At 61.6% G+C, this 16,728-nt stretch carries 20 protein-coding genes; 13 read left to right on the top strand and 7 right to left on the bottom strand.

The window, feature by feature from the left end:
• The first annotated feature begins 36 nt into the window (after positions 1-36).
• On the top strand, positions 37-1,548 hold the full coding sequence (locus GB927_RS31570; RefSeq protein WP_256121176.1) for a UbiD family decarboxylase: 1,512 nt from the start codon (positions 37-39) through the stop codon (positions 1,546-1,548).
• The gene (locus GB927_RS31565) at positions 1,545-2,114 is read left to right on the top strand and encodes a UbiX family flavin prenyltransferase (RefSeq protein WP_160862014.1); all 570 of its coding nucleotides are present in this window, start codon (positions 1,545-1,547) and stop codon (positions 2,112-2,114) included. Before GB927_RS31570 ends, GB927_RS31565 begins: the two co-directional genes overlap by 4 nt.
• A 348-nt stretch (positions 2,115-2,462) precedes the next feature.
• Here GB927_RS31565 and GB927_RS31560 read toward each other — a convergent pair whose 3' ends face one another.
• Together GB927_RS31560 and GB927_RS31555 are read right to left on the bottom strand one after the other, a co-directional pair.
• Entirely contained in the window at positions 2,463-2,774 is a 312-nt protein-coding gene (locus GB927_RS31560; protein WP_256121175.1) for a DUF6522 family protein, read from the bottom strand.
• A gap of 189 nt (positions 2,775-2,963) precedes the next feature.
• The gene (locus tag GB927_RS31555) at positions 2,964-3,410 is read right to left on the bottom strand and encodes a pseudoazurin (protein ID WP_439655547.1); all 447 of its coding nucleotides are present in this window, start codon (positions 3,408-3,410) and stop codon (positions 2,964-2,966) included.
• 255 nt (positions 3,411-3,665) lie between these two features.
• On the opposite strand from GB927_RS31555, the gene GB927_RS31550 reads away from it, so the two are divergent.
• From GB927_RS31550 to GB927_RS31505, 10 genes are all read left to right on the top strand, one after another.
• On the top strand, positions 3,666-3,968 hold the full coding sequence (locus GB927_RS31550; RefSeq protein ID WP_256121174.1) for a hypothetical protein: 303 nt from the start codon (positions 3,666-3,668) through the stop codon (positions 3,966-3,968).
• 352 nt (positions 3,969-4,320) lie between these two features.
• Complete coding sequence (gene ccoN, locus GB927_RS31545; RefSeq protein WP_160862011.1) at positions 4,321-5,979, top strand: cytochrome-c oxidase, cbb3-type subunit I; 1,659 nt, start codon at positions 4,321-4,323, stop codon at positions 5,977-5,979.
• Between the two features lie 3 nt (positions 5,980-5,982).
• Entirely contained in the window at positions 5,983-6,735 is a 753-nt protein-coding gene (gene ccoO / locus GB927_RS31540; protein WP_160862010.1) for a cytochrome-c oxidase, cbb3-type subunit II, read from the top strand.
• A 9-nt stretch (positions 6,736-6,744) separates the two neighbouring features.
• Positions 6,745-6,915, top strand: coding sequence for a CcoQ/FixQ family Cbb3-type cytochrome c oxidase assembly chaperone (locus GB927_RS31535; RefSeq protein ID WP_160862009.1), 171 nt, complete (start codon positions 6,745-6,747; stop codon positions 6,913-6,915).
• Entirely contained in the window at positions 6,906-7,787 is an 882-nt protein-coding gene (gene ccoP, locus GB927_RS31530; RefSeq protein WP_160862008.1) for a cytochrome-c oxidase, cbb3-type subunit III, read from the top strand. Before GB927_RS31535 ends, ccoP begins: the two co-directional genes overlap by 10 nt.
• Positions 7,788-7,985, top strand: coding sequence for a hypothetical protein (locus GB927_RS31525; RefSeq protein WP_160862007.1), 198 nt, complete (start codon positions 7,788-7,790; stop codon positions 7,983-7,985).
• 12 nt (positions 7,986-7,997) lie between these two features.
• Entirely contained in the window at positions 7,998-8,804 is an 807-nt protein-coding gene (locus tag GB927_RS31520; protein ID WP_160862006.1) for a DUF2189 domain-containing protein, read from the top strand.
• 5 nt (positions 8,805-8,809) lie between these two features.
• Positions 8,810-11,053 (top strand): heavy metal translocating P-type ATPase, encoded by a 2,244-nt coding sequence (locus GB927_RS31515; RefSeq protein WP_160862005.1) that lies wholly within the window; start codon positions 8,810-8,812, stop codon positions 11,051-11,053.
• Positions 11,050-11,244, top strand: coding sequence for a cbb3-type cytochrome oxidase assembly protein CcoS (ccoS, locus tag GB927_RS31510; RefSeq protein ID WP_160862004.1), 195 nt, complete (start codon positions 11,050-11,052; stop codon positions 11,242-11,244). The genes GB927_RS31515 and ccoS overlap by 4 nt, the downstream gene beginning before the upstream one ends.
• 1 nt (position 11,245) lies before the next feature.
• Complete coding sequence (locus GB927_RS31505; RefSeq protein ID WP_256121173.1) at positions 11,246-11,515, top strand: hypothetical protein; 270 nt, start codon at positions 11,246-11,248, stop codon at positions 11,513-11,515.
• A gap of 430 nt (positions 11,516-11,945) precedes the next feature.
• Here the strand turns inward: GB927_RS31505 and GB927_RS31500 are convergent, their stop codons facing one another.
• From GB927_RS31500 to GB927_RS31490, 3 genes are all read right to left on the bottom strand, one after another.
• Positions 11,946-13,544 (bottom strand): copper resistance CopC/CopD family protein, encoded by a 1,599-nt coding sequence (locus tag GB927_RS31500; protein WP_256121172.1) that lies wholly within the window; start codon positions 13,542-13,544, stop codon positions 11,946-11,948.
• Between the two features lie 56 nt (positions 13,545-13,600).
• A complete protein-coding gene (locus GB927_RS31495; RefSeq protein ID WP_160862002.1) occupies positions 13,601-14,131 on the bottom strand; it encodes a YcnI family copper-binding membrane protein in 531 nt (176 codons plus the stop codon).
• A gap of 166 nt (positions 14,132-14,297) precedes the next feature.
• Positions 14,298-14,690 (bottom strand): hypothetical protein, encoded by a 393-nt coding sequence (locus GB927_RS31490; protein ID WP_256121171.1) that lies wholly within the window; start codon positions 14,688-14,690, stop codon positions 14,298-14,300.
• Positions 14,691-14,891: 201 nt separating this feature from the next.
• Between GB927_RS31490 and ric the strand changes: the two genes are divergently transcribed.
• Positions 14,892-15,569, top strand: coding sequence for an iron-sulfur cluster repair di-iron protein (ric, locus tag GB927_RS31485; protein WP_256121170.1), 678 nt, complete (start codon positions 14,892-14,894; stop codon positions 15,567-15,569).
• Positions 15,570-15,625: 56 nt separating this feature from the next.
• Here ric and GB927_RS31480 read toward each other — a convergent pair whose 3' ends face one another.
• Both GB927_RS31480 and GB927_RS31475 read right to left on the bottom strand, forming a co-directional pair.
• The gene (locus GB927_RS31480; RefSeq protein WP_199564266.1) at positions 15,626-15,775 is read right to left on the bottom strand and encodes a hypothetical protein; all 150 of its coding nucleotides are present in this window, start codon (positions 15,773-15,775) and stop codon (positions 15,626-15,628) included.
• A 36-nt stretch (positions 15,776-15,811) separates the two neighbouring features.
• Positions 15,812-16,726: an FAD:protein FMN transferase gene (locus GB927_RS31475; RefSeq protein ID WP_256121169.1), complete on the bottom strand. Its 915-nt coding sequence runs from the start codon at positions 16,724-16,726 to the stop codon at positions 15,812-15,814.
• Positions 16,727-16,728 lie beyond the last annotated feature (2 nt).

The raw sequence follows: 16,728 nt of genomic DNA, 5'->3' as shown, positions 1-16,728 counted from the left end.
CAAAGACCGCGCCATTTTTCCCCGGCAAGGAAAGGTATGAAAGCCGATGCCCCCATTCCGCGCCATTTTGGCAACCTCCAGGATTTCGTCGCTTTGCTAGAGCGGCGGGCACGGCTGAAGCGCATTTGCGAGCCCGTCTCGCTGGTCCACGAGATTACGGAAATCCATCGCCGCGTGCTGGCCGAGGACGGGCCGGCGCTGCTCTTCGAACGGCCGGTCGATGGGAAAGGTCGGGTCCAGCCGATCCCTCTGCTTACCAATCTCTTCGGCACACGCGAGCGCATCGAATGGGGTTTCGGCCTTGAGACCGGCCGGCTGCCACACCTCGCGGCCTTCCTTGCCGACCTTCGCGAGCCGCAGCCGCCGCGCTCCATGCGGGACGCCTGGCAGAAACTGCCCAATCTCAGGGCCGCCCTGTCGATGAACCCGCGCGAGACACGGCGTCCGCCCTGCCAGGAGATCGTCTGGCGGGGCGACGACGCCAATCTCGACGACCTGCCGATCCAGACCTGCTGGCCGGGTGAACCTGCCCCCCTCGTCAGTTGGCCCCTCGTCATCACGCGAGCACCGGACGATCCTGCCGACGTCAATGTTGGTATATACCGCATGCAGAAGCTCGGCCGTAACCGGTTGATCATGCGATGGCTGGCGCATCGCGGCGGGGCACGGCACCATCGCCTCTGGAAGGCGCTGGGACAGCACATGCCGGTCGCTGTCGTTATCGGAGCGGATCCCGCAACGATCCTTTCAGCCGTCATGCCGCTGCCGGACGGCATGAGCGAATTGAGTTTTGCCGGTGTGTTGAAAGGCCGGCGACAGGAGACGGCGCGCGGCGTGACTATCCCCACACCCGTACCGGCCAGCGCCGAAATCGTTCTCGAAGGAACGGTTTCTGCCGTTGAGACTGCCGAGGAAGGCCCGTATGGCGACCACACAGGCTATTACAATTCGGTCGAACCTTTCCCGGTGATGAAGCTAACGGCGATCACAATGCGCAAGAACCCGCTCTATCTATCCACCTATACCGGCCGTCCGCCGGACGAGCCATCGAGGCTCGGCGAGGCGATGGGCGAACTCTTCGTACCGTGGGTAAAACGCCAGTTTCCAGAAATCCTCGATCTGTGGCTGCCGCCGGAAGCCTGCTCTTACCGTGCGATGATCGTTTCCATCGACAAACGATATCCGGGACAGGCGCGCCGAATCATGATGGGCCTCTGGTCGATGCTGCCGCAATTTAGCTACACGAAGCTGATCATCGCAGTGGATGGCGACATCGATGTCAAAAGCTGGCGGGACGTGATCTGGGCGCTCTCCACGCGCTTCGACGCCAGCCGCGACGTTATGCTAGTGGAAAACACGCCGATCGACTATCTCGACTTCGCCTCTCCCAAATCCGGCCTCGGCGGCAAGCTGGGCCTGGACGCCACGACAAAGATCGGCACGGAAGTCGGTCGCGACTGGGGTCAGGTCCTTACGATGACGCCAGAGGTGACGGCTGGGGTTGACGCACTTTGGTCTTCTCTCGGCCTGGGGGAGGCCGGCAGGTGAATCGGGTCGTCATTGGTATCTCCGGCGCTTCCGGTGCGGCACTCGGTGTGCGCATTGTCGAACGGCTCGCGTCACTGTCCACCGTCGAAACGCATCTCGTCATCTCCGATGCGGCGCGGCGCACGGTGGATTACGAATGTGGTCCGGAGGCACTGACTCGCCTCCTCTCCATCGCCACCCACCATCACCCGATCGGAGATATCGGCGCTTCGATCGCAAGCGGCACATTCCCCGTTCGCGGGATGATCGTCGCCCCGTGCTCCATGCAGACGCTTTCGGCAATCGCCACGGGACGCAACGATTCACTGCTGACGCGCGCCGCTGATGTCCAACTGAAGGAACGCCGCCGGCTCGTGCTGCTTGCGCGAGAAACTCCGCTACATCTCGGCCACTTGCGCAACATGTGCGCAGTGACCGAGATTGGCGCCATCGTCATGCCGCCGGTTCCCGCGTTCTACCATCACCCGAAGTCAGTAGAAGACATCGTCGACCATCTCGCAGCACGCGCGATCGATCTCCTCGCCTTGTCTCACGCCCCGCTTTCGAAGAGCTGGCAGGGGACATGATACAGAGTTGACGACGGCAGCAAGATCTTGCAGCGCTGCGGACAATACTGCTCTGCTTGAATTGCATGGGCTATTTTACACATCGGTCTTCAATGTGAAAAACTGAAGACCGCGGCTCTTCACCCGTAGCGCCGATGTGGAAATCGAGGTGAGTCTTGTGGAAGGCTGCCCAATGCCAGGCTGCTGGCTTGTTCCAAGCTTTCGAGCATCGCGGCGAGCAGTTCGCTATCGACAGCCGAATGGCTGTTCAAAGCGCCGAAGACGGCCTCAATGTGCTCTTCTCGCCTGAAAAACAGGGCGCGATCATCTGGATGAATTATCAACGTCAGGAAATCTCCCTAATAGCTCTCAAATCCGCGATTGCTTGTTCTTCAAATCTCGAGTGGCGGGAACATGACCGAGTGTTTGCCGTTCGACATCGCCATTGCTCGTCACAATGCCTTGCCAGGCCCTGTTGCCGCAACGCAGCGTCAGCCTCCAGAGACCGTCGTCGTCGCCCACGCCCTTCTCCACGACGCTCCTGAAGAGCTTCCGCGTCATAAGCGCGCGCACTCGAGCCTCGCTCATATCGAAGGTTCTCGCGATAAACGCCACGTCCAGGAAAAACTCCTTGTAAGAGCTCTGTTGTGACGACGGTGCATCTTTTGCGATCTTTGTCATGGCGCTCCGCCAGCCAGCTCAGGCCGAGAACATAGTTGATTTCGAAGTCCGACCGGTCCTCATGTTCCTGCCAACGACACAATCGTGTTTTGGATCGGCTCGTACTTAATGTCTCAGTTGAGAGAGATTGCGTAAGGAGCCGGAGGGAGATCGTTTTCTCCGGCCCTCTTCTTCGATTTGTTCGCGTGTTTACAGGCCCAGCCCTGCGATGGCCGCATCCATGCGCTCGCGAGCCTTCTTCGGCAGCTTGCCGGTTTTGACGGCCTCGAGGTTGGACGGTGCATCGCCGACCACGACGACGCCCACCATGCCCATACCGACATGCGGTGTGCATTTGACGCCATAGGCGCCAGGTTTGTCGAAGGTGACCTTATAGGTCTCGTTCATTTTGCTCTTGAAGGCTTCTGCCCCCTCAGGGATGAAACCTTTGATCGTTTCGACATTGTGGCCCTTGTCGGTGGGAATGAACGTGACGGTATCGCCGGGGGCGACCTTAACGAAAGCGGGCTCGAACACCATGGCGCCTTCGGCGCCCTTGTTGAGCATGTGCACTTCGAAGTCTGCCGCACCCGCCGGAAGGGCAAGCGAGATGAAGGTTGCTGCGGCGCCGACGATGCACTTTGCTATGATACGCACTAAAGTTCTCCTTGCTGACGAACGTCATACGTTCATATGCAAAGGATAGGCGACGGGGCATCTCCCTTCTTTGACGTTGATCAAACAACGGGAAGAGATGCGCCTCGTCGGCAGAACCGTGCGTGCAAACTTGCCTAAGGCCGCTGACCCTCTCATCTCATACCAACATGGCGGGGATCGCTCGCTGATCCTAACGATAGGCCGCCGTCATCGAGCGTGGTACGGTTGACGCTCTTACCCATGGAGGAGGCTGGAATGGTGATCGCATTGATCGGCAGATTTCACGAGATGCGGCAACAACTGTATAATTCTCTCCATCACTGTGAGGGTCCCGTGTTTGATAGTTTGGATAAAGGCGTCGAGGCGATCTTCGAGGCCATTATGAGCTACAAACCTCGCAATTTGGCCGAGTACCGAGAGACTTTATTATTTTTGATCAATGCGATTTCCCGCAACGACGACGGTAATAACAGCAGGCTGATCTCGAGACTCGAGGAATTAATCAACCAAGCCGTGGACGAACTTCGCGTGATTGGAACAATCAAGACGTTATCGTAGAGATTAGCTACGAGACCCCAAGCCTTAGGCGAACCGGTCAGCGTAACGAGAAATAAGACCTTCGCTAAATTAGTCGCTTCATAATTAGTCGTACCTTTGATAAAACTGCGGGATTTTGGCAACGCGTTCTCCGGCTGCCTACCCGCGTTGCTTCGGCAATTGCCGCTGCGCAAAGAGGTCTCATTGCACCGTTCTGGCCTAAACTTGATTTTCGTCAAGTTCTGGCTTGAGATTGTCGTGCCAACTTCATTTAATCCCACCACGTCCTTGACTTCAGGTTTGCCAATATGCGTTCCTGAACACGAGCGCGTTGCAGTGTCTCGTGCCTTGAAGTTGGTGAGGGAGATCGGAGATGGGGCAACTCACGACGGGGGAACGGGACTTCGGTGCGATCATCCTGATCGTGCTCGCAATCATCGGCATCGCAATGGCCGCTGCGGGACGATCCGATGTGCTCGGCATCCACGGGGCTATGGTTCTCGTCTACTGTCTCGCGCTGCTCTTCTTACTCCTCTCCGGCGCCTTCGGCACGCCGCCGAGCGCCGCCCGCCTCACCCGCTACTATGACGATCCGATCAAGGTCGGCGTGGGATTGACGCTGTTCTGGGCGATTTTCGGCATGTTCATCGGCGTGTGGGCAGCCGCGCAGCTCGCCTGGCCCAGTCTCAACTTCGATACGTCGTGGGCAAGCTTCGGCCGCATCCGCCCGGCACATACGTCCGGCGTCATCTTCGGCTTCGGCGGCAATGCGCTGATCACCACCTCGTTCCATGTCGTTCAGCGAACATCGCGGGCGCGCCTTGCCGATCAGCTTTCGCCCTGGTTCGTGCTCCTCGGCTTCAACCTCTTCTGTCTAATTGCGATTTCCGGCTATTTCCTCGGCGTTACCCAGTCCAAGGAATATGCGGAAGCCGAATGGTACGCCGATATCTGGCTGGTTATCGTCTGGGTCACCTATTTCGTGCTTTATGTGCGTACGCTTGCCCGCCGGAAGGAGCCTCATATTTATGTGGCCAACTGGTACTACATGGCGTTTATCATCGTCGTAGCCATCCTGCACATCGTGAACAATCTCGCGGTTCCGCTCTCGTTTGCTCATGCGAAGAGCTACACGATCTGGGCGGGCGTGCAGGATTCCATGGTGCAATGGTGGTACGGGCACAATGCCGTGGCGTTTTTCCTGACCGCCGGCTTCCTGGCAATGCTTTACTACTACCTCCCCAAACGCGCGGAGCGGCCGATCTTTTCCTACCGGCTGTCGATACTCAGCTTCTGGGGCATCACCTTCTTCTACATGTGGGCGGGCTCGCATCACCTGCACTACACCGCCCTGCCCCACTGGGTGCAGAACCTCGGCATGACCTTCTCCGTAATGCTGCTTGTACCCTCCTGGGCCTCGGCGGGCAACGCGCTGCTGACCCTCAACGGCGCCTGGCACAAGGTACGCGACGACGCGACCCTTCGTTTCATGATGATGGCGGCGTTCTTTTACGGACTTTCCACTTTCGAAGGTTCGTTCATGGCAATTCGCCCGGTCAACGCCCTTTCTCACTATACCGACTGGACGGTTGGCCACGTTCACGCTGGCGCGCTCGGCTGGGTCGCGATGATCACCTTCGGTTCGCTCTACACGCTGGTGCCGGCGATCTGGAAGCGGGAGCGGATGCACTCGGCGATCCTGGTCGAGGTCCACTTCTGGCTCGCGCTGGCGGGAACGCTCATCTACGTCTTCGCCATGTGGAACTCGGGTATCATCCAGGGTCTCATGTGGCGCACCTATTCTCCAGACAACACCCTCGTCTATTCCTTCGTGGACACGCTGCTGGCGATGTACCCCTATTACATCGCGCGCGCCTTCGGCGGCCTTCTCTTCCTCATCGGAGCGATCGTCGCAGCCTATAATATCTGGATGACCGTTCGTACGCCCGCCGCCGCGACGCTTGCCCTCGACGACGATTCGCCGGGCGACGAGCGACAGATCAGCGGCGCAACCCCCACGCCTGCGGAGTAGCCGATGCCGGAACTGATGCACAGGAAACTCGAACGCTCCGCAACGGGCTTCATGCTGGCCATTATCGCCGCCGCAAGCGTCGGCGGCATCGTGGAGATCGCTCCACTCTTCACAATCGACGACACGGTCGAGACCGTCTCCGACATGCGCCTCTATACGCCGCTGGAACTTGCCGGCCGCGACATCTACGTGCGTGAAGGCTGTTACGCCTGCCATAGCCAGATGATCCGCACGCTCCGTGACGAGGTGGAGCGCTACGGTCCCTATTCGCTCGCCGTCGAATCGAAATACGATCACCCGATGCTGTGGGGCTCGAAGCGCACCGGCCCGGACCTTGCTCGCATCGGCGGCAAATATTCCGATTTCTGGCACGTCGCCCATCTCAACAATCCGCGCGACGTCGTACCGGAATCCAACATGCCGTCCTACCGCTGGCTTGGCACCAACCCGCTGAAGCTGGCCGACCTGCCGCTGGCACTTCGCGCGCAGCGTGCCGTCGGCGTGCCCTATACCGACGAGATGATCGAGAACGCCGCGCGCGACGCCTATGGCCAGGCCGTGCCCGACAGCGAGCAATCGTCCGGCGTCACGGAACGCTACGGCGAGGCGACGCAGGTCTCGGCCTTTGACGGTGTGACAACCAATGTGACGGAGATGGACGCGCTCGTGGCCTATCTCCAGGTACTCGGCCAGCTCACCCGCGCGGCCTATGAGAACACTGCCGCGCCGGAACAGATGCCGGATCCGGACAATTGAGGTGACGAGATGGCGCTGACACACGAGACACTGCTCGAAGGCGCGAAATTGTGGGGCCTGTTTTACCTGATGGGCTTTTCGATCTGCGTGCTGATCTACACCTTCCTGCCCTCCAACCGGGAGCGTTTCGAACGGGCGGAGCGGGAGATTTTCGACGAGGACGATGGCCCATGGAAGTAAAAGAGGTCGACCCCGTCAGCGGCCGCAAGACGACGGGCCATATCTGGAACGGTATCCGCGAGCTCGACACGCCCATTCCGCGCGGCGTCCTGCTCTTTCTTATCGTCACGCATATCTTCGCCGTGCTCTGGTGGGTGCTGATGCCTACCTGGCCACTCGGCAAGACTTATACAAAGGGCGTGCTCGGCGCCGACCAAAAAGCAACCGTCGAGGCGTCGATCACGGAGGGCATCGGGGAGCGGGCCCCTTGGGTTTCACGCATCGAAAGCCTGTCCTACGACGAGGTTCGCGCCGACGAACCGCTGATGGAGACGGTGCGTGTCAACGGCCATCAGCTCTTCGGCGACAATTGCGCCGCCTGCCACGGCCGCGACGGCAAGGGCCGCGAGAACTATCCCGACCTCACAGACGACGACTGGATCTGGGGTGGCGGGCCGGAAGCGATCGCGCAGACGCTGACAGTAGGCATCAATTCGCGCCATGCGGAAAGCCGCGTCGGCCAGATGCCCGCATTCGGCCGCGATGAGATGCTCGACGCCGGACAGGTAGTGGACGTCGCGAGCTACGTTGCCTCCCTTAGCGATCCGGCCGTGTCCACCGCCGACAACGTCGATCAGATGGACCGGGGCCGCGAGGTTTTCCAGACGACCTGCATTGCCTGCCATGGCGAGGACGCCAAGGGCAATCCGGAACTTGGCGCTCCCAATCTCACGGACAACCGATGGATCTACGGCGGCAGCCTGCAGCGCATCATCGCGACCATCCACGGCGGCCGGCAGGGGCATATGCCGACCTGGGACGAGCGGCTGGCGCCGGCCGAGATAAAGGTGCTGGCGCTCTATGTCGACGACCTCGGAAAGAGGGCACCCTAGATGACGGATGCCGCGCCCGCCCGCCCGCGAGGGTTTCACCTCCTTTGGATTCTGGCGGCGGCAACGATCGTCGTCTTCGTGGGCGCCAATGCCCATCTCGTTTACGTCGCAGTCTCCAGCCAGACGGGCTGCGTGGCGCATCTAAAGGATAAAAGCGGAACGCCGGGCGAATATCGCGCGGCCAAGTCTGCGTGCTGAAAGGAGACGATGATGGCTGCGAGGCAACATAGGCCTGAACTTGTATCCGAAGTCTCGGATATCGAGGAGATGCGCAACGAGCAATGGAAGCGCCACCTGTCGGCACAAGCGCCCATGCGGTGGCTCGCCAGCGGCTGGCGCGATCTGTGGACCAACCCGGTACCAAGCCTTCTCTACGGGCTCGCGGTCTTCATCGCCTCGATCGTCTTCATCGTCTACATGTTCCATACCGGACGGGACTATTTCCTTTTCCCGGCACTTGCGGGTTTCCTGATCGTCGGCCCGCTGGTTGCCGCCGGCCTCTATCTCAAGAGCCGCGATATCGAGGCCGGCGCACAGCCGACGCTGCGCTCCATGCTGGCCGTGCGTCCGCTAGCGGGCGCGCAGGTATTCTTCACCGGCATGTTGCTCGCCATGCTGATGCTCCTTTGGATGCGCGCGGCAGTCCTTGTCTATGCGCTGTTCTTCGGTGTGCGCCCTTTTCCTGGGCTCGACTACGTCACCGGGATGCTCTTCACCACGCCCACCGGCTGGGCCATGCTGCTGGTAGGTAGCCTGATCGGGGCACTGTTCGCCGGTTTTGCCTTCGCCGTCAGCGTCTTTTCCATCCCTATGCTGCTCGACCGGCGTGTCGATGCGTTGACCGCCATGGGCGTCAGCACGGCGCTCGTCTGGAACAATCTCACGCCCATGCTGGCCTGGGGCGCCATCGTGCTCGGCCTTTTCCTCATCTCCGTCGCGACGGGGCTTCTGGGTCTGGTCGTGATCTTTCCCTGGCTCGGGCATGCCACCTGGCACGCCTATAAAGAAATGCGGTAGCGACCATGTCCTGCTGCGCCGCCGAGATAGGATTGGATATATCGCAATCGCGTACCGGCTTCTCAGCCGACGAGTTGGCGATGACCAGCAAGGATCTCGGCAACGGCCTTCGCCAGAGCGTGCTCTCGATCCCCGCCATGCATTGCGGTGCCTGTATTGGTGCGATCGAGGCCGCCCTCACCGCGGTGCCCGGCGTTGAGCGGGCACGCGCCAACCTCTCGCTACGCCGCGTCACGATCGACTGGAAACGAGATCGGCAGGTTGCACCAGACCTCCTTGGAGCAATCACAGCCATTGGATATGAGGCCAACCTTCCCACAGCCGAGATCGACGGCGAGGATGAGATTCTTGCGGGACTGGTGCGTGCGCTCGCCGTCGCCGGCTTCTGCTCCATGAACGTTATGCTGCTGTCCGTTTCAGTCTGGTCGGGGGCGGACGCTGCGACACGACAAACGTTCCACGCAATCTCGGCACTGCTTGCGCTGCCGGCAATTTTCTATGCAGGCGCGGGCTTCTACCGCTCAGCCTGGCAGGCACTCTCCCATGGCCGCACCAATATGGACGTGCCAATCTCTATCGGCATCCTCCTCACCTTCACGCTCAGTCTTTACGACACCGTCACCAACGCTCCCCATGCCTATTTCGAGGCCGCCACGTCGCTGATCTTCGTTCTGCTGATCGGTCGGGTGCTCGATCATGCGATGCGTCGGAAAGCGCGCTCTGCTGTCGCCGCCTTGACACGGCTGATCCCACGTGGGGCGAACGTGCTGCAAAACGACGGCAGGCTGGACTTCGTAGAACTGGGAGACATCAAGGCGCGGATGCGCCTTCGCATCGCTTCCGGCGAGCGTGTGCCGACCGATGGGGTGTTGGAGAACGGGCGCGCTGAACTCGACGCCGCCCTTATCACCGGCGAAAGCCTTTGGCGCAGCGTCCGCGCCGGGGAGGCCGTGCAGGCGGGGGAACTGAACCTCGGCAACCCCTTCGTGCTGCGCGCCACCAACGCGCCGGCAGATTCCACGGTCGCCGAGATGACGAGAATGATCGAGGCGGCCGAGGATGGCCGCTCGCGCTACCGGCGGCTCGCCGACCGCGCAGCCGGCCTATATGCCCCCGTTGTTCACAGTCTCGCTGTCCTCGCTTTCATCATCTGGTTCATCGCGAGCGGTAATTTGCATACCGCGCTCACTATCGCGGTCGCCGTTCTCATCATCACTTGCCCCTGCGCGCTGGGGCTCGCGGTACCCATGGTACAGGTCACTCTGGCCCGCCACCTCTTCGAACGCGGTGTGATGGCAACCGACGGCTCCGCTTTTGAACGCCTGCGCGAGATCGATACGGTCGTCTTCGACAAGACGGGCACGCTGACGACGGGGGCGCCTCGCCTGCTCGGCATTGACGGGATCACTCCGGAAGCGCTCAAACTCGCCACCGCTCTGGCCCGCACCTCCATCCACCCGATGGCAAGGGCGATAGCCGAAGCAGGTGTCTCCGCAGAGAAGCCGCCCACCTTTACGGATGTGAGGGAGACGGCGGGAATGGGGCTGGAAGGCCGCCTCGGCGGCGACCTATACCGGCTCGGCAGGCCTGAATGGGCTCTGACCACACAGGACGAAGCGGTTATGACCGTGCTCTCGAAGAACGGTGAGGCCCTTGCGCGTTTCAGCTTTGGCGAAGATATCCGACCTGGCGCGCGCGATCTGGTCGCAACGCTGAAAGCCCGCCACTTTGAGGTCGTCCTGCTCTCCGGTGATTCCCTCGAAGCCGTCGAGGTGGTTGCCAACGCGCTCGGCATCACCGATAGGCGCGCCCGGCTTCTGCCTACCGAAAAGGTCCGGGCGATAAAGAACCTGCAGGCGGCCGGGCACGGGGTGCTGATGATCGGCGACGGGATCAACGATGCGCCGGCGCTGCGCGCCGCAGACGCATCCATGGCGCCGACGTCGGCGAGTGACGTCGGCCGCAGCGCCGCTGACTTCGTTTTCCTTGGCAATGATCTGCGCGTTGTGACGGATGTGTTCGATAGCGTGGAAAAGGCGGCCGGACTTATCCGACAAAATTTCGTGCTCGCCGCCCTCTATAACCTCATCAGCCTGCCCATTGCATTCAGCGGATATGTGACGCCGCTTATAGCGGCCCTTGCGATGTCCTCGTCCTCGCTCATCGTGGTCGCCAACGCGCTACGCCTCGCGCGTGCGCCACGGTCTGGAGAGAACATGGCGAAATCCGTCTTGGAGGCAAGGACATGACGGCCATCAGCGTGCTCGTTCCACTTTCGATCGTTATGGGTATCGCTGGGCTCCTCGCCTTCCTATGGTCCCTGCGTACTCGACAATACGAGGATCTCGACGGGGCCGCCGCCAGAATTCTGCTCGACAGCGACGAAGACGATGCAATCGACCGCGACCGACGGCGGCATATGTCCAGGAATGGAGGATGAGATGACAGATGAGGATCGGCCCAAGATTCAAGAGGGTAACCATCAACAGGTTGTCGTCGACCCCTCCGACGCCGTAACCGGACTTGGCTTTGTGCTCGGGTCAGTCGGCGCGGCGGTCGGTGTCGTGGCCGCGATCGTGGCGGCTCCGCAACTCGATGCTTCTGCGGTCCTCTATTGCTTGATCGGCGGCCTTGCAGGCGGTTCGGCGGGCGTGGTCACAGGCGGTCTGATCGGAGCTGTGTTCTCCGTTGCACGCGGAACGCCACGTTGAAAGGCTCGCTCCATGCCGCCTATGATCAAATTCATGGTCACACGTTTGTTGATAGGCTTCTCAATTGGTGGTCTCACTGCGGTCGCCTTGATCCTGGGGGCGCCAACCAGCGTTGGCAATCCAACGACATGCCTAGCGGGAGTTTTGATTGTCTATGGCCTGGGATCCGTCTTCGCCCTTGGATACCTCGCCACCGCGCAGAGTTGGGAGAATTGAACTGACGCCTTGAAGGTCCACGGCCGTCGTGTGCGATCGGCGAAAACCGCATCGTCAATCCGAAAGCAGTCGCATATTTCAAATTTCGCGTTTCAGAGGCATATGGCGAGTGCCGAACCCATTACCAACTGCGGCAAGCTGGGCACGCCCAATAGCTCGGCGAGATGCCGTTTGCTGAGTTGAAGCAGACTGTCCCACCAAAAACGGGACGGTTTTATCGTGGTATTTCAATCGTGTCCTGAAGCCGGACAAGTTCAAAGTCGCTAACGAGAATGTCGACCCTCAGGTGCCATTGTCCCGCGATCGGCACTACGACGCCGGAGGCCCGCCACACACCGTCAGCCTGCAAGGTCGCTTTCCTGCGCATCGGCTCGATACCCGCCTGCGGATTGAAAAGCACGAAGGTCACCTCCTTCGGGATCATGGTCGTGAAATCCGGTGCCAGAATGATGCCGGACACCTCGACCGGACCGGCACGTCCGGGCGTGACGGCAATTTCAGCCATCGCCTTGTCCGCGTGGATATGGATCGACACCGGCTGCGCAGCCGCAATCGCCAACGCGCGAGGCGGCGGCGTGAACCGCCATGTGGCGGCGACAGCAAAAATGGCGAGGGCGATCATGGTCTCGATGATAATAGCGCGGGCAAGCCGCCGTGCGGAGCCCAGCTCGCCGCGTTCGGCTGGCTTGGTGAAGACCCAGCGGTTGGCCACCACGAGAAGAAACAGGACGACGAGCAGCGCCGTCTTCGCGAGAAGCACATTCCCATAGGCCGTCGAAACGAGCGCATCGAATGTCTGGACCTGTACGATGGCCAGCAGCAGGCCGGCCGCGGTCAGTGCAGCGACGCAAACGGGGATAAGGCGGGAGAACCGGCCAAGCGCCTGCCGCGCGGCATCGCCTCCATGCTGCAAAGCGTAGGCCAGTGGTGGGAGAGAGCCGATCCAGATGGCAATCGTGACTACATGCACGAAGACCGCCGGCCGCATCAGCCATTGCGGCGTCGCCGAACTTGCATGGCCACTCAATGCCATCGCCGCGCTTCCGGCGACAACGGCTACAAGCGATGCCGCGCGGCCCGAAAAAGTTGCCCTTGAAGAGGTTACCAGCGCCAGAAGGAACGCAAAGGAGAGCACGACGACGGTCAGGCCGAAACTCGTCGCGAGCCCCGCGCTCCATACCGCACGATCAGTAAGATTGGAGAGCGGAGCACCCAAGGCATCGAGCCCCTGCAATCCCAGGGAAACCACCGTCGCCGAGAAGCCGAGCAACAGGGCCATTTTTATGACCGGCAATCCAGCGGCGCCATCGGGGATCAGCCACCGGACGGCGAAAAGGCCGCCTATCCCGAAGAACAGGCCGGCATACATCGCGATGCGGGCAAGCCATAGCGCCGTCCTCACCGGCCAGTCGATCGCTTCCCCGGCAGCCTGCGGCGCGCTGCTCGGCGCGCCAATCGAAAAGATCGTGGAACCCGCGACGGGATGTCCGTCCTCGGAGACGACGCGCCAGGCAAGCACGTGGGTTCCCGCCGCAAGGTCGCCGGGTGCCGCGATCTCGAGTGTGCGGTCGCGCAGAACGAATGTCTCCAGCGTCTTCGACTGCCCATCGGGCAGGATGAGCCGCAGCACGAGCGGCGACACCGGCTCGCTGAAGGACAGCGACAGGGTTTTCGGCGGAGCATTGACGACGGCGCCATCAGCGGGCACAGCGCCCGTCAACGAGGCATGCGCCATCGCTGCCACAGCGAGGCAGCACCAGAAGATACCGGTCAGAAAGACCTGGATACAGGCTCGGCCAAGATGATCCCGCACGACAATCTCCGAAGGACAGACGGGGCCGGCGCCCGAAAGCGCCGGCCTTTTCGGGTTCAGTGGCCGTTTGTGGCCTCAAGCAGCTTCACGCCGGGGGCGGGAAGCTCGAGATCGTCCTCGGACTGGCCTGCGGCCGGGATTTCGATCCAGCGCTCAGCCACACCATCCGGGCACTCCTGCACTACGGGGAAGTGCAGCGTTTCACCCGCCTTCAGATCCTTCGTCAGATAGACCCGCAGCACGAATTCGTCATATTCGTCGTCGCCGAGATTTCCGCCGCTCCAGACGATTTCCTTCACGCCTTCGCTGGTCGGCGTGCCGTAGTAGTCGTAGGATTTAGCATAGGCGCCCTTGATCTTTTCAAGCGTCCAGCCGGCCTTCGGCTGCGGCTTCACCGCAATCACGCCTTCGGGGATCTGCACGCGCACCACATTGGTCGGCTTGCCCTCGCAGCCGTGCGGCACCTGGAAGATCGCGCGATAGGTCGAGCCGACCGGCGCCTCCTTCAACTGCAACGAAACATGGGCAAGGGCGGCGCTGGAACCGAGCGCAAGGGCGGCAACGGTTGCAAGTGTTCTTTTCAGCATTGTCAGTCTCCAACAGAGCCGGTCATCCCTGCCGGCAAGGTATGATGGAAGAAGGAAAGGAGATAGGAGCGCGAGGGCACACAGCAGGCGGTCCGCTCATGCAGCGATCAGGGCAGGGAAAACCCGCACAACTCGCACGATGGCCTTGCCGGCACTGGCCCGGCGATCAGGCGAGTGCCGGGGGACCGCGAGGATGTCCGGGCAAAGCCTCATGCGCCGAAGGCGCGCGGTCGTCATACCCGTCGAAAATCCGCTGCGAGGGTTGTGCAAGCGGATTGAACAGGATGAGGACAGGGCGATACGGCGGAACGAGGCCTGCCGCCATACCGCAGGCCAGCGTGCAGCAATCGGGAGCGAGCGAGCGCTCCTTGCCCGGCGTCGATGCCGGTTTCTGCTCGTCGAGATGGGTGATGCAGAGCGGATTACCATAGGCATCCACCGCCGAACTGCCGGCCGTGGCAGCTTGGGCCAAGGGGCTCAGAAGAACCTGCAACGCCATCAGCACGGCGGCGGCGAAAGCCACCCATCCGTTCCGGCGCTGCTGCATGTATATCGTCATCAAAACCTCTCGCACCGAGGCTTACCAAGCGCGCCGCGTGATGAAAAGGCTCCCGGCTCGCCGAATTGTCGCACTCTTTGCGGTGCAGCAAGCAGCGCCACGATAACTTCTCATGCATCCGCTCTTTTGTTCGGCCGGGCGCAAAGATGACGCATGACGATCCTGCAAAATGGAGCTCTTCCCTCCTTCAAAGGATCAAGCATGCAAACGCTTTCTCTCAAGACCACCGTGACCACCATTGCCGCCGAACTGCCGGGTGCGGCCGAACTGTTTCGCCGCTCTGCCATCAATTTCTGCTGTGCGGGTGATATCCCTCTGCGCCAAGCGGCCGAACGGGCCGGCTTATCGCCGGCAGAACTGCTTGCCGAGCTGGAAGCGCTCCAGCGGATGGCCGGTCTTGAAGCGCCACAGGAGACCGGGCCGCTCATTGATCATCTTCTGTCGCGCTACCATGAGACCCATCGCCGCGAACTGGCCTTTTTGATCCCGCTTGCCGAGAAGGTCGAACGCGTTCACGGCGACTATCCCGTCGCCCCATCAGGACTGGCTCGCGCACTGGTCGCGCTGAAGGCGGAACTGGAAGACCACATGACGAGCGAGGAGCAAATCCTCTTCCCCCTGATGCGGCAAGGGCAAAACACGCGGATTTCCCGCCCGATCATGCAGATGCGCCATGAACATGCCGATACGGTCAGGCTTCTTCAGGATATCGAGCATGCAGCCCATGGCATGGCGCTGCCGGAGGGCGCCTGCGGGTCGTGGACGGCGCTCTATACGGGGCTGCGCAAGCTCACCGATGATCTCGTCTTGCACATGCATCTGGAGAATACCGTGCTTTTCCCGCGCTTCGAAACGCCGGAAGCCGCCATCGGCCCCTAAGCCCGAGACGGAAAGCGGCATCCGGATTTTCCGGGTGCCGCTCCATCACACATTCGTCAGACGAAGACCATCACGGCCACATAGCCGACGGCGATCAGGACAAGCCCGGCGATCAGCATCGGTATCAGACTGCTGCCGTTGATTTCCCTGCCGCTGACCTGCTCACCGGAAAACACCAGGGGTTTGCGCGGTTCTTTCTTGTCCATGACAGCCTCTCGTCGTTGCGGTGATCGAATGCTTGGCTAGACGCTGGCCTCCAGACGTGCGCCTTCGAAATGTCCGAGCATGACCCGGATTTCCTCCTGATCGGAGATCAGACAGGCAGCGGTGCCGAGTGCGTCGGCAATGGCGGCGGATGGCGCCGAGACCGAGACCGAACGCCACGCCGATGCCGCCGGCCTGCCGGTCGTAGGATCGAGGATATGGCCATCGTGGCCTGCCTGATCGAAGGTCGTACCGAGTGGGGCAGAAGTGGCGAGCGCGCGCTGGCGCAGCGACAGGCGTTCTCCCGTTTCCAGGCGTACCGGCCAGTTCCCGCCCTCCGGCTTACCGCCAAGCGCCCGCAGCTCACCCGTATCGATCAGGATATTGCTCAGCCCCTCCGCCTCCAGCAGGGCGGCGACCCGATCGGCGACATAGCCTTGGCCGATACCATTCAATGTCAGGGCCATGCCGGGTTGCAGGGTGATGGCGGCCGCGTCGAGTTCCACCTTCGCCCAGCCGGTCCCGCGGCGGACCGTCTCGACCGCTTGCGCATCGGGCTTCCGCCCGCCTGCAGCCGCTTCGGCCCAGAGCGCCCAGAGCGGTTGCACGGTGGGGTCGAACCGTCCGCCGCTTGCGCGGTGGACGGCACCGGCCAGCGACAGGCAGTCGAGCAATTCGAAAGGCGGTGCGGGGAGATGCCCGTCGCGGTTCAGACGAGACAACGCGCTCTGCGGCCGGTAGAGGCTGAGCATATCTTCCAGCCGGTCGATCTCGGCCATGACGCGGGCGGCGATGACCTCCCCATCGGGATGGTCGAGCCGGATCGAGGCGCGTGCGCCCAACGCCTGTCCCGTCCATTGACGGGTCGTACCCTTTGAGGTCGCGCGGGCAGTAGCAGGCAAGAAGGCCAGAGCGGCGGAAATCGTGATCAGGCGGCGTCGGGTGATGGGCATGG

Source organism: Shinella lacus (assembly GCF_010994755.1).
Classification (GTDB): Bacteria; Pseudomonadota; Alphaproteobacteria; order Rhizobiales; family Rhizobiaceae; genus Shinella; species Shinella lacus.
The sequence above is the reverse complement of the archived record's forward strand: the minus strand, read 5'-3'. Positions and strand labels throughout refer to the sequence as shown.

Coding starts and splice junctions, on each gene's coding strand:
- GB927_RS31570 (WP_256121176.1), top strand. CDS start 37: ATGAAAGCCGATGCCCCCATTCCGCGCCATTTTGGCAACCTCCAGGAT.
- GB927_RS31560 (WP_256121175.1), bottom strand. CDS start 2,774: ATGACAAAGATCGCAAAAGATGCACCGTCGTCACAACAGAGCTCTTAC.
- GB927_RS31550 (WP_256121174.1), top strand. CDS start 3,666: ATGGTGATCGCATTGATCGGCAGATTTCACGAGATGCGGCAACAACTG.
- ccoN (WP_160862011.1), top strand. CDS start 4,321: ATGGGGCAACTCACGACGGGGGAACGGGACTTCGGTGCGATCATCCTG.
- ccoO (WP_160862010.1), top strand. CDS start 5,983: ATGCCGGAACTGATGCACAGGAAACTCGAACGCTCCGCAACGGGCTTC.
- GB927_RS31535 (WP_160862009.1), top strand. CDS start 6,745: ATGGCGCTGACACACGAGACACTGCTCGAAGGCGCGAAATTGTGGGGC.
- ccoP (WP_160862008.1), top strand. CDS start 6,906: ATGGAAGTAAAAGAGGTCGACCCCGTCAGCGGCCGCAAGACGACGGGC.
- GB927_RS31525 (WP_160862007.1), top strand. CDS start 7,788: ATGACGGATGCCGCGCCCGCCCGCCCGCGAGGGTTTCACCTCCTTTGG.
- GB927_RS31520 (WP_160862006.1), top strand. CDS start 7,998: ATGGCTGCGAGGCAACATAGGCCTGAACTTGTATCCGAAGTCTCGGAT.
- GB927_RS31515 (WP_160862005.1), top strand. CDS start 8,810: ATGTCCTGCTGCGCCGCCGAGATAGGATTGGATATATCGCAATCGCGT.
- ccoS (WP_160862004.1), top strand. CDS start 11,050: ATGACGGCCATCAGCGTGCTCGTTCCACTTTCGATCGTTATGGGTATC.
- GB927_RS31505 (WP_256121173.1), top strand. CDS start 11,246: ATGACAGATGAGGATCGGCCCAAGATTCAAGAGGGTAACCATCAACAG.
- GB927_RS31495 (WP_160862002.1), bottom strand. CDS start 14,131: ATGCTGAAAAGAACACTTGCAACCGTTGCCGCCCTTGCGCTCGGTTCC.
- GB927_RS31490 (WP_256121171.1), bottom strand. CDS start 14,690: ATGACGATATACATGCAGCAGCGCCGGAACGGATGGGTGGCTTTCGCC.
- ric (WP_256121170.1), top strand. CDS start 14,892: ATGCAAACGCTTTCTCTCAAGACCACCGTGACCACCATTGCCGCCGAA.
- GB927_RS31480 (WP_199564266.1), bottom strand. CDS start 15,775: ATGGACAAGAAAGAACCGCGCAAACCCCTGGTGTTTTCCGGTGAGCAG.
- GB927_RS31475 (WP_256121169.1), bottom strand. CDS start 16,726: ATGCCCATCACCCGACGCCGCCTGATCACGATTTCCGCCGCTCTGGCC.